At 39.8% G+C, this 10,996-nt stretch carries 11 protein-coding genes and 11 tRNA genes; 20 read left to right on the forward strand and 2 right to left on the reverse strand.

What is annotated here, in order from left to right; translation table 11 throughout:
- The first annotated feature begins 28 nt into the window (after positions 1-28).
- Entirely contained in the window at positions 29-508 is a 480-nt protein-coding gene (locus tag J2Y03_RS27175) for a PH domain-containing protein (protein WP_132097001.1), read from the forward strand.
- Positions 501-1,949: a PH domain-containing protein gene (locus J2Y03_RS27180; RefSeq protein WP_310200238.1), complete on the forward strand. Its 1,449-nt coding sequence runs from the start codon at positions 501-503 to the stop codon at positions 1,947-1,949. The genes J2Y03_RS27175 and J2Y03_RS27180 overlap by 8 nt, the downstream gene beginning before the upstream one ends.
- A 15-nt stretch (positions 1,950-1,964) precedes the next feature.
- Here J2Y03_RS27180 and J2Y03_RS27185 read toward each other — a convergent pair whose 3' ends face one another.
- Complete coding sequence (locus J2Y03_RS27185) at positions 1,965-2,555, reverse strand: rhomboid family intramembrane serine protease (protein ID WP_310200240.1); 591 nt, start codon at positions 2,553-2,555, stop codon at positions 1,965-1,967.
- 97 nt (positions 2,556-2,652) lie between these two features.
- Between J2Y03_RS27185 and acpS the strand changes: the two genes are divergently transcribed.
- The 6 genes from acpS to J2Y03_RS27215 all read left to right on the forward strand — a co-directional run bounded on the left by acpS (position 2,653) and on the right by J2Y03_RS27215 (position 8,622).
- Positions 2,653-3,003 carry a holo-ACP synthase gene (acpS, locus tag J2Y03_RS27190; RefSeq protein ID WP_310200242.1) on the forward strand — a complete coding sequence of 117 codons (351 nt, stop codon included), beginning with the start codon at positions 2,653-2,655 and terminating at the stop codon, positions 3,001-3,003.
- Positions 3,004-3,132: 129 nt separating this feature from the next.
- Positions 3,133-4,143, forward strand: coding sequence for a LolA family protein (locus J2Y03_RS27195; protein WP_310200244.1), 1,011 nt, complete (start codon positions 3,133-3,135; stop codon positions 4,141-4,143).
- A 133-nt stretch (positions 4,144-4,276) separates the two neighbouring features.
- The gene (gene alr / locus J2Y03_RS27200; protein WP_310200247.1) at positions 4,277-5,440 is read left to right on the forward strand and encodes an alanine racemase; all 1,164 of its coding nucleotides are present in this window, start codon (positions 4,277-4,279) and stop codon (positions 5,438-5,440) included.
- A gap of 183 nt (positions 5,441-5,623) precedes the next feature.
- Positions 5,624-5,905, forward strand: coding sequence for a CopG family ribbon-helix-helix protein (locus tag J2Y03_RS27205; RefSeq protein WP_045519273.1), 282 nt, complete (start codon positions 5,624-5,626; stop codon positions 5,903-5,905).
- 4 nt (positions 5,906-5,909) lie between these two features.
- On the forward strand, positions 5,910-6,260 hold the full coding sequence (locus J2Y03_RS27210; RefSeq protein ID WP_034673264.1) for a type II toxin-antitoxin system PemK/MazF family toxin: 351 nt from the start codon (positions 5,910-5,912) through the stop codon (positions 6,258-6,260).
- A 172-nt stretch (positions 6,261-6,432) separates the two neighbouring features.
- Positions 6,433-8,622 (forward strand): Tex family protein, encoded by a 2,190-nt coding sequence (locus J2Y03_RS27215; RefSeq protein ID WP_396954275.1) that lies wholly within the window; start codon positions 6,433-6,435, stop codon positions 8,620-8,622.
- 258 nt (positions 8,623-8,880) lie between these two features.
- Here the strand turns inward: J2Y03_RS27215 and cmpA are convergent, their stop codons facing one another.
- The gene (gene cmpA, locus J2Y03_RS27220; protein ID WP_095251326.1) at positions 8,881-8,994 is read right to left on the reverse strand and encodes a cortex morphogenetic protein CmpA; all 114 of its coding nucleotides are present in this window, start codon (positions 8,992-8,994) and stop codon (positions 8,881-8,883) included.
- Between the two features lie 93 nt (positions 8,995-9,087).
- Between cmpA and J2Y03_RS27225 the strand changes: the two genes are divergently transcribed.
- The 12 genes from J2Y03_RS27225 (at position 9,088) to J2Y03_RS27280 (ending at position 10,894) form a co-directional block, all read left to right on the forward strand.
- The gene (locus tag J2Y03_RS27225; RefSeq protein WP_310200252.1) at positions 9,088-9,561 is read left to right on the forward strand and encodes a SprT family protein; all 474 of its coding nucleotides are present in this window, start codon (positions 9,088-9,090) and stop codon (positions 9,559-9,561) included.
- Between the two features lie 131 nt (positions 9,562-9,692).
- Positions 9,693-9,767: transfer RNA gene (locus J2Y03_RS27230), tRNA-Asn, on the forward strand.
- Positions 9,768-9,776: 9 nt separating this feature from the next.
- Positions 9,777-9,867 (forward strand) — tRNA-Ser (locus tag J2Y03_RS27235).
- Between the two features lie 11 nt (positions 9,868-9,878).
- A tRNA-Glu gene (locus J2Y03_RS27240) sits at positions 9,879-9,950 on the forward strand.
- A 57-nt stretch (positions 9,951-10,007) separates the two neighbouring features.
- Positions 10,008-10,084, forward strand: a tRNA-Asp gene (locus J2Y03_RS27245).
- A gap of 25 nt (positions 10,085-10,109) precedes the next feature.
- Positions 10,110-10,184: transfer RNA gene (locus J2Y03_RS27250), tRNA-Gln, on the forward strand.
- A 1-nt stretch (position 10,185) separates the two neighbouring features.
- A tRNA-Lys gene (locus tag J2Y03_RS27255) sits at positions 10,186-10,258 on the forward strand.
- Positions 10,259-10,345: 87 nt separating this feature from the next.
- Positions 10,346-10,430 (forward strand) — tRNA-Leu (locus J2Y03_RS27260).
- A gap of 66 nt (positions 10,431-10,496) precedes the next feature.
- Positions 10,497-10,582, forward strand: a tRNA-Leu gene (locus J2Y03_RS27265).
- A 61-nt stretch (positions 10,583-10,643) separates the two neighbouring features.
- Positions 10,644-10,720 (forward strand) — tRNA-Arg (locus J2Y03_RS27270).
- Between the two features lie 7 nt (positions 10,721-10,727).
- Positions 10,728-10,804 (forward strand) — tRNA-Pro (locus J2Y03_RS27275).
- Between the two features lie 16 nt (positions 10,805-10,820).
- Positions 10,821-10,894, forward strand: a tRNA-Gly gene (locus tag J2Y03_RS27280).
- Positions 10,895-10,996 lie beyond the last annotated feature (102 nt).

Consider the following 10,996-nt stretch of genomic DNA (forward strand, 5'->3'; position numbering starts at 1 on the left):
AAGATACAGTAGGAAATGGGAGGGAATTATGGTACTAGTGCCGCAAAAAAGAATTTCGGAAAAAGCATTAACCGTGTGGAGAATCTCCGCCAGCATAAATGTTATTATTAGTTGGATTTTAGCAGCTGTAGTAATCTTCATTTTACATAAATTTAATGTTCCATATTGGATTAGCGTTATATTAATAGCAATTGAACTTATATTTACTTATTTAAATATATTTCTCTTCCCAACATTAAAGTGGCGGCGCTGGCGATATGATGTCAGAGATGAGGAAATCGAATTACAGGAAGGAATTTTCATTGTAAAGCGCACGTTAATTCCAATGATTCGCGTTCAGCATGTGGATACCGTTCAGGGACCTATTTTACGCAAATACCACCTAGCCTCTGTCATCGTGAATACCGCTGCAACAGCTCATAAAATTCCTGCATTAGAAGAAAGTGAAGCAGAAGAATTAAGGCTCTATATTTCTACTCTAGCAAGGGTGGCGGATGAAGATGTTTGAGCCGAAAAGACTTCATCCAATTGTCATTATCTTAAATATAGGTAAAAGAATAAAGGATCTCATTTTCACCTTCATTGCCTTGTTTTTTATCTGGAATAAAGGTGAGGGGGGTAAGTTAGTACTGATTGCAGCTTCTGCTATTGCCGTAATTTCCATTATCCTGACAAGTGTTTTATCATGGCTGAGGTATACCTATAGGTTAGAAAATAATGAACTTCGGATTGAATATGGTGTTTTCGTCCGAAAGAAAAGATATATTCCTTTAGAGCGAATTCAAAGTCTGGATATCACAGAAGGGCTCCTTCAGCGGCTATGCGGAATGGTGAAGGTGCAAATTGAAACGGCGGGAGGAAGCGGTACAGATGAAGCGGAAGCGGTGCTTTCTGCTATCTCCAAAGAAGAGGCGACTTTTATACAAGAATATGTAGCCAGGGCTAAAAGTCGGTCTGTTGAAGACAAAGAACACGATCAAGGGGTTTCTAGTAGTCACTTTATCTACAAAATAACCCCTTTGCAGCTAATTCTTCTTTCGCTTACTTCAGGGGGAGTCGGGGTAGTTATTTCTGCTGTCTTAGCCACTTTGTCGCAGTTAGATGATTTTATACCTTATGGAAGATTGTTTCGAGGGGTCGAACAATTAGTCGTGAGTAATTTAATTATCATAGCTGTTTTTGTTTTTTTGGGATTTGTCGTGGCGTGGATCATCGCACTGATTGGAACGATGTTAAAATATGCGAATTTTAATGTTATGAAAACAGAACATGATTTAGTCATTTCACAAGGGCTATTAGAAAGAAGACAAATTACCATTCCATTAAAAAGAATTCAAGCGATTCGGATTAATGAAAATATTGTAAGGCAAATGCTTGGGTACGGTGCCGTAATCGTGGAAAGTGCAGGGGGATCAGCAAAGAATCAAGAGGGTTCGAAGGTGTTGCTTCTTCCACTTGTAAAGCTTAAAAACATTGAACAAACTTTGAAACCATATCTTACGGAATATCAATGGACTACCAGTTTTACCCCTGTTCCAAAAAGAGCCATGAGCCGCTATGTTTTTCGAAGTTGGTTTATCATTGTACCCATTATTATGATTTCCATTGTGTTTCTTAAGGCTTGGGGACTTCTGTTATTGATTGTTCTTGCATTGTTTACATTTTGGGGAATATTAAAATATAAAGATGCTGGCTGGAGTCTTGATCAGCAGCAATTGACTCTCCGTTACCGAACCATTGTTAGAACAACGGTGTTTATAAAGAAGAATAAATTACAAAGTCTAGAAATGAAAGAAAGTTATTTTCAAAGAAGGAAAGAACTGGCTAGCCTAGAGACTCATGTGAAAGTTGGTTTCGGAGGTTCTGGAGGCCGCGTTATCGATATGGACCAAAGTGATGTGAAAAAGGTCTACTCGTGGTTTTTAAGGGAAATCAAAAAAGGGGATTGAACCGAAATCTCGGAATCAATCCCTTTTTCTATTATAAATTGCCCCAAGTAAGAATCCTCCCAGTAAGCCAAAGATGTGAGCAGTTATATTAATGTTGGGTTGTATGAAGGTCATAACTAAGCTAAGTGCACAAATGATAAGGATGATTTGTGAGTTTTGCTGAGAGAGCATATGCTTGCGAAAGAGAATCATGCTTATATAATATCCAAATAATCCAAATATGGCGCCGCTTGAACCAACATGCACATAGGTTAAAGGTTCAAGCAGTAAGGTAGCTACATTCGCAAGGATACCGGAAACAAGATAGATAAGGATGAATCTGCCTTTACCGAGCATGCTTTCAAGTGCGGGACCGAATAGGACAAGGGAGAAGCTGTTAAACAAAGCATGAGTTAGCCCGCCGTGCATAAAGATGGGAGAAACCAGCCTCCAATACTCTCCTTCCATAATATAGAGGTTCACTCCTGAAAAAGTAGCTTTAAACCAAAAGTTTGGGAATATGGGTAAAGAGGTAAAAAGATATAAAAGCAAATGGATGGCAATAATAGTAGAAACAACCGGATAAAAGCGGATAAATTCGCGAAAACTTTCTGTTCTCGTAAACATAATAACCTCCAAAGTATTCTTACTTATAATAATAGACAGAATTTTTTCCTTGTACACTAATATGCATTGTTTATTTTAAATAGAAGGGGATAATAGCATGATTAAAGGAATAGGGATTGATATTATAGAACTTTCCAGAATAGAAGAGATTGTCACAAGACAAAGGAAACTAATTGATCGAATACTGACTGAAAATGAAAAACAAACATTTGAACAGCTTCCGGAACGAAGGAAGATTGAATTTTTAGCAGGAAGGTTTGCTGCTAAAGAAGCCTATTCAAAGGCTGCTGGGACGGGGATAGGTAAGGTACTATCGTTTTTAGATATTGAAATCGAAACAGATTCATTAGGCAAGCCCTATATAGTAAAACCTGAAACGAATGGATTTCTTTCTATTTCACACAGCAGAGACTATGCTGTTGCACAGGTAGTCATCGAAGAAAAGTAGAAAAAATCATTATAACCGGACAATCCTTTAACATATTCCAAAAGGTTGTCTCATATATTCATAGGGAAATGGGAGAGACAAGTCTTCTTTATATTCATATGAAAATGAGACAAGAAGGGGTTGAAGGAATTGAAGAAAAGGTTTTTGCTGGTGATTACGGGGTTACTGGTCATCTTTCTACTAGCTGCCTGTGGCTCTAAGTCAAAAGATGATGTGGTGAAAGAGTTAAATGGAAAATTAAATGATTTATCGGGTTATAAAGTAGACGCGAAGATGACATTGAAAATGGGCACAGACTCCCAAGTGTATAACGTAGAGATATGGCATAAAGATCCAACATTCTACCGTGTCAATCTAAAAAATGCTGAAAAAGACCAAAGTCAGATGATTTTACGAAATAAAGAAGGGGTTTTCGTATTAACACCTGCCCTTAAAAAGAGCTTCAAATTTCAAAGTGATTGGCCACAGAACAGCAGCCAAGCCTATTTATACGAATCGTTAATTAAAGACATTGCTGCTGATAAAGAAGCAAAATTCACTGCTACGAAAGAACATTATATATTTGAAACAAAAACCCGCTATCAAAACAATAGTATGCTGCCAATCCAAGAGATTAAACTAAACAAAAAGGATCTATCTCCTGCAGTTGTAAAAGTAATGGATCCAGATCGTAATGCTCTTGTGACAGTTGAATTTTCTAAAGTAAAGTTTAACGCCAGCTTTGATGATAGCGATTTTGATATGCAAAAGAATATGACCCGCGCAGACCTTAACCTTCCAGTGATGGCAGATAGTAAGGATACAGCTTTTTCCGTTAAATATCCGACTGCTGACCTAGGTGCTAAATTAGTTGATGAAAAAGAAGTGAAGCTTGAAAATGGTAAACGAGTTGTACTAACCTACGAGGGTGAAAAGTCATTTACACTTGTACAAGAAAAGGTAACCGTTAAAGAAGCCTCAACCTCACCAACCTATGTGGAGGGAGATTTAGTTGATTTAGGCGTTACCATTGGTGCTGTTTCTGAAGGTTCGATCACATGGACTGAGGATGGCATCGACTACATGATTGCATCCAACGACTTATCGCAGGATGAACTCATTGAAATTGCCAGAACTGTACAAGGTGAGGTTGAAAAATAAGTATTCTATTGCAGGCTCTCAATCAGAGCCTGTATTTTTGTTTTCATTTGACAACAACTATTTCTAGTTTGATAATCAATAAGGTGAAAATATATATTATAAACGTGACTTTATGTAATTAGGAAGTGGAATAATGACAGAGCAGGGCTTTTTCTATAGAGATACATGGGCGGAAGTAGATTTGGATTGCATTCACGCAAATGTTGCCTCCGTTAAAAAACTTTTGCCGCCCCAAGTGGAAATCATAGCTGTAGTGAAAGCGAATGGTTACGGTCATGGTGACCTTAAAGTCGCCGAGAGCGCACTGAAGGCTGGAGCCTCCTATTTAGCAGTCGCATTCATGGATGAAGCTATTGCATTAAGAAATAAAGGAATACAGGCTCCAATTCTAGTATTGGGTGCATCACGTCCGGAAGATGCCGCACTGGCAGTCAAATTTGACATTACGATTACCGTGTTCCAGAAGGAATGGGTAGATGCGGCTAAAGCCTATCTGCCAAATGATAAGGTACTGTCTGTTCATATCAAACTTGATACTGGGATGGGAAGAATAGGGATTCGGGCAAAGGAAGAGTTAGCAGATGTTGAGCAAATGATTTCAAAAGATAACCGGATAGAACTCGAGGGAATCTTTACTCATTTTGCCACAGCAGATGAACTTGATTTGACTTATTTTCAAAAGCAGATTGAAGTATTTCGTGATATGCTTTCGGTATTAAAGAGTCGTCCAAAGTATGTTCATTGCAGCAACAGCGCTGCTTCCTTACGGTTTCCAAGTGCCCATTTTAATGCCGTGCGTCTTGGGATTGTGATGTACGGATTGACTCCTTCGCCAGAAATTGAACCCGAACTGCCTTTCGCCCTAAAGGAGGCTTTTTCACTCCATTCGCGACTTGTTCATATGAAAAAACTCACCAAAGGTGAAAAGGTCAGCTATGGCGCGACATACGAAACTGAGGAAGAAGAGTGGATTGGGACCATTCCAATTGGTTATGCGGACGGCTGGATTCGCAGGCTTCAGGGGCAGGAAGTACTTGTTGAAGGAAAAAGAGTGCCAATTGTCGGGAGAATTTGTATGGATCAATGCATGGTTAAATTGCCGCATTTTGTTCCAGTTGGGACGACCGTTACGTTAATTGGAAAGCAGAATAATGAATTCATCTCTGTTAACGAAATTGCTAAAAAACTAGAAACAATCAATTACGAAGTCCCGTGTATCATTTCCACTAGAGTACCGCGCCTATATAAACAGGGCGGGAAAATTGTCGTATTAAAAAACTATCTTCTACCCGAATAAGTGGCCTAATCCTAAAAATGAATCATATTTATGTTAATGCGGAATTTTTTGCATAAAAGGTAGTTTGTTTGGCCTATAATACAGAAGTATTAGATTTAGTCTTTGCATGTGGGGCATTAAGTGGTATTATTAAATATGGTAGATAGAAAATATGGTGTGTAGTGATGGTGGAGGTGTATGTTTGTGTCTGAATCCGGCGCAACTACGGAAATCTTAGTAAAATTACCGCAACATCTTTTAACCGAGTTAGATGGTTTTGTAAAATTAGAAAACGTTAACCGGAGTGAATTTATTTATCAAGCAACGAAAATGTATTTACGCGAACGAAAAAAGAGACAAATTCGCGAATCCATGAGACGTGGATACATGGAAATGGCGATGATCAATTTAACGATTGCATCGGAAGCATTTCAAGCAGAATTTGAGGCAGAGCACACAGTTGAACGTCTTGTAAGCGGAGGGTAATCCCTTGATTGTCAAGCGTGGTGACGTTTATTTCGCGGACCTATCCCCAGTTGTTGGTTCTGAGCAAGGCGGCGTCCGTCCTGTACTTGTCATTCAAAACGACATCGGGAATCGGTTTAGTCCCACAGTTATTGTTGCAGCGATTACAGCACAAATTCAAAAAGCGAAGCTTCCCACTCATGTAGAAATTGATGCGAAGCGCTACGGTTTTGAACGAGATTCAGTCATACTTTTAGAACAGATTCGTACAATTGATAAACAGCGGTTAACCGATAAAATAACCCATCTCGATGACGAAATGATGGAGAAAGTGGATGAAGCCTTGCGAGTAAGTATAGGTCTCATCGAATTTTAGTATTTACGCACGCTCTTTTAATGAAAAAGGGCGTTTTTTTATACGTATGCTCTAACCTCATATTTGTTACTGCTTTAGCAAGCTATTTAGCTTGCTTCTTTTTTATTTTATGGGAAGGAAACAGTCCTGTAGTGAATCGATTGAGGGAATTTGATACAATATGGTAATAGGAATGGAGGTTTATAGTGTGAATGATACAGTTGTAAAAGATGAACAGCTTCTTGGGAAGGTAGCTAGTGAATTAGCGATACCTCAAAAACAAGTGAAGAGTGTTATTTCTTTATTGGATGAAGGTAATACCGTTCCATTTATCGCCCGTTACCGTAAAGAAATGACGGGGGCTCTAGATGAAGTCCAAATACGAAATATCCAGGAACGCTGGCAATACATACAAAACCTTGAGCAAAGAAAAGAAGAAGTCCTTCGGATCATTGCAGAACAAGGTAAATTAACAGACGAACTTACTCATAAAATAACAAAAGCAGATAAGCTTCAAGAAGTTGAAGATTTATATCGGCCATATAAACAAAAGCGCCGCACCAAAGCAACGGTCGCAAAGGAAAAGGGGCTAGAGCCTTTAGCTGAATGGTTATTAACTTTTCCAAAGACCCCGATTGAAGAAAAGGCAAAGGAATTTTTATCTGAGGAAAAAGAAGTCTTATCTGTTGAGGACGCAATTGCTGGTGCAAAAGATATCATTGCTGAAATGGTTTCTGATGATGCAGAGGGACGGAAATGGGTTCGTAACGAAACATTTAAGTCAGGTAAAGTAGAGTCGACAGTAAAAGACGCGGATAAGGACGAGAAAAAAGTTTATGAAATGTACTATGAATATGAAGAACCTGTAAATAAAATTGTCCCACATCGAATTCTTGCGTTAAATCGTGGTGAAAAGGAAGATATCCTACGGGTATCCATTAAGGTGAATGCGGATTTAATCATTTCCTATCTATCAAGAAAATGGATCCGTGATCAGTACTCATCGGCGGCAGCACTTGTTTCTGAAGCAATTGAAGATAGCTACAAGCGTCTTATTCAGCCTTCGATTGAAAGAGAAATTCGCGGGGAACTAACGGATAAGGGTGAAGAGCAAGCGATTCATATATTCTCTGAAAATCTCCGTAACTTACTTTTGCAGCCGCCATTAAAAGGAAAAGTAGTCATTGGTGTAGACCCTGCATATCGGACAGGCTGTAAGCTTGCTGTTGTGGATGAAACGGGTAAGGTATTAAAGATAGATGTCATTTATCCACATCCACCTGTATCAAAGACAAAGGAAGCAAAAGAAAAGTTCATTCGAATTCTTCGTGATTACAAAGTAGAGATGGCTGCTATTGGGAATGGGACGGCATCTCGTGAAACGGAACAATTTGTCGCCGACATCCTTAAAGAAATGAATGAAGAAATCTTTTATCTAATTGTTAATGAAGCGGGCGCAAGTGTCTACTCTGCGTCTGATATAGCGAGAGAAGAGTTTCCTGATTTTCAAGTTGAGGAAAGAAGTGCAGTTTCGATTGCAAGAAGATTGCAGGACCCGCTTGCAGAGTTAGTGAAAATCGATCCTAAATCTGTGGGGGTAGGTCAATATCAGCATGATGTAACACAAAAGCGTCTTTCGGGATCGTTGCATTTTGTGGTCGAAACAGCGGTAAACCGTGTAGGTGTGAACGTAAATACAGCCTCTGCCTCCTTGCTGCAATATGTTGCTGGGCTAACAAAAACAGCAGCCCATAATATTGTTAAGAAAAGGGAAGAGGAAGGGAAGTTTACTAGCCGGGTGCAATTAAAGAAAGTTCCGCGTCTAGGTGCCAAAACGTATGAGCAAGCCATTGGCTTCTTGCGTGTATTAGATGGGAAGCAGCCATTAGACCGAACTGGGATTCACCCGGAGAGCTATGACGAAGTAAAGAAACTATTGACTAGCTTAGGTTTTTCAGCCAAGGATTTAGGAACAGCTGAATTACGGGATGCGTTAAGTGGACTCGATCTTAAAGCGGTGTCTGCTGAACTATCTATTGGAGAACTAACATTAAAAGATATAATCGATGCACTTGTAAGACCAGAACGAGACCCGCGTGATGACTTGCCGCGTCCTTTACTGAAAAAGGATGTCCTTAAATTAGAAGATTTAAGTGCAGGGATGGAGCTGCAGGGGACAGTTAGAAATGTAGTAGACTTTGGTGCGTTTGTAGATATCGGCGTTAAGCAGGATGGTCTAGTTCACATTTCTAAGCTAAGTAATCGTTTTGTAAAACATCCATTGGATATCGTATCTGTTGGTGATGTGGTAACCGTTTGGGTGGACTCAGTTGATATGAAAAAAGGCAGAGTAGCATTAACCATGCTGGCACCATCTAAATAAAGAAACACTTAATGAAGATGACCATTTTTTTCGGATGGTCATCTTTTTTTGTTGTCTAAATTGGTCCTTTGAGTGGCCTTGATGACCAGAATGAAAAAGAAAATAAGAAAGTGGTCACCAATAGGGGCTATAGGTAACCGAACCAGCGTGAGGAAATAGAAAAGTGGTAACCAATAGAAGCTATAGGTGACCGAAACAGCATGAGAAAATAAAAAAGCGGTAACCAATAGACTTTATTAGTAGCTGAGCATTGTATTCTTATGAAATATGTTTCTTCCTGTAAAAAAACCAGCATTGATTTAACAGTTTAATTTGATATCGGTCCTTCTCGTAGAAAGCTCTTTTCATTTGGTTTTGGAACCAAGTAGGCATAGACTAACCCTCCCGAAAAGTTGATTATTATAGGTATATACAATATATGCTATAATAGGTTGTCACGTTCTCTTTAAAAAGGAGGAGAGATAAATGGAGGATAAGGAACTACAAAAATTAGTTGAAAAAGTCTCGATTGAATCTTTTGGTAAGCCTTTTAGGCATAAAGCCTCCTTTAATAGCAGGCTGCGATCCACTGGAGGAAGGTACCTGCTTGGCACTCACAACATTGATATCAATAAAAAATATTTAGACCAACTGGGCTTAGATGAATTAATAGGGATTATCAAGCATGAGTTGTGCCATTACCATCTTCACATAGAAGGAAAAGGGTATCAGCACCGAGATCCAGAATTTAAAATGTTATTGAAAAAAGTAGGTGCCCCTCGATTTTGTAATCCGCTGTTAGTCAAACCTAAGAAACGCACACCTAATAAAATACTTGTATATGAATGCACAAAATGCCTACAGCAATATCTAAGAAAACGAAGTATTAATACAAGTCGTTATGTCTGTGGTAAGTGTAAAGGTAAGCTAACAAAGGTAAAAGAATTACATCAAGAATAAGGAAGTATTTTGCATCTTATTTTATCGATAAATCATATTGACTTTATCATACATCGTCATTATAATGTAAAGAGTCGACAAGGTGATTGTCCTTGTTTGGTGACTTGTTTAACAGTTAAGTTAATTATTATTCCGCAGTAGCTCAGTGGTAGAGCTATCGGCTGTTAACCGATCGGTCGTAGGTTCGAGTCCTACCTGCGGAGCCATTTTTTTATGGGGAAGTACTCAAGAGGCTGAAGAGGCGCCCCTGCTAAGGGTGTAGGTCGGGTGACCGGCGCGAGGGTTCAAATCCCTCCTTCTCCGCCATAAAAATATAAGGCCCCTTGGTCAAGTGGTTAAGACACCTCCCTTTCACGGAGGTAACACGGGTTCGAGTCCCGTAGGGGTCATCAGGGACGGGAGATGAATTTAGCTCATTTCCTGTTTCTTATTTCAAATAAGTATATGGTCCGGTAGTTCAGTTGGTTAGAATGCCTGCCTGTCACGCAGGAGGTCGCGGGTTCGAGTCCCGTCCGGACCGCCATTATTTTTTAAAAGTTTATCATCGATGGGCTATAGCCAAGCGGTAAGGCATCGCACTTTGACTGCGACATGCGTTGGTTCAAATCCAGCTAGCCCAGCCAAGAGCCATTAGCTCAGTTGGTAGAGCATCTGACTTTTAATCAGAGGGTCGAAGGTTCGAATCCTTCATGGCTCACTAGAATTTTTTGCGCTAGCAAAATAATTTTCCTTTTGCGATAGCAAAATAAACTTCCATATGCGCTAGCAATTTAACTTTCAATATGCGGGTGTGGCGGAATTGGCAGACGCACCAGACTTAGGATCTGGCGCCGCAAGGCGTGGGGGTTCGACTCCCTTCACCCGCACCAACCAATTATTTCCACTTGAAATACAGTTGATAATTTGGTATGATAGTAAATGTCGCTGAAACGTATGCGGTCGTGGCGGAATGGCAGACGCGCTAGGTTGAGGGCCTAGTGGGGGCAACCCCGTGGAGGTTCAAGTCCTCTCGGCCGCACCAAAAAAGTTGTTGACATATTAAAATGAATTTGATACAATATAAAAGTTGACTTTGAAAGTTTGCGCCCGTAGCTCAATTGGATAGAGCGTCTGACTACGGATCAGAAGGTTGTGGATTCGACTTCTTCCGGGCGCGCCATTACTTACGGGAAGTAGCTCAGCTTGGTAGAGCACTTGGTTTGGGACCAAGGGGTCGCAGGTTCGAATCCTGTCTTCCCGACCATTCAACATTAATATGTGCGGGTGTAGTTTAGTGGTAAAACCTCAGCCTTCCAAGCTGATGTTGTGAGTTCGATTCTCATCACCCGCTCCATTTAACCAAAATTGTTCTTTGAAAACTAAACAAACAAGAACGTCAACAAACAATTTTTTAGCTTTTTTTAAAAAGCTAAGCCAACGTAACAAATTGAGCTAT

The sequence above is a fragment of the Neobacillus niacini genome, from assembly GCF_031457145.1.
In the GTDB taxonomy this organism is placed as follows: Bacteria; Bacillota; Bacilli; order Bacillales; family Cytobacillaceae; genus Neobacillus; species Neobacillus niacini_J.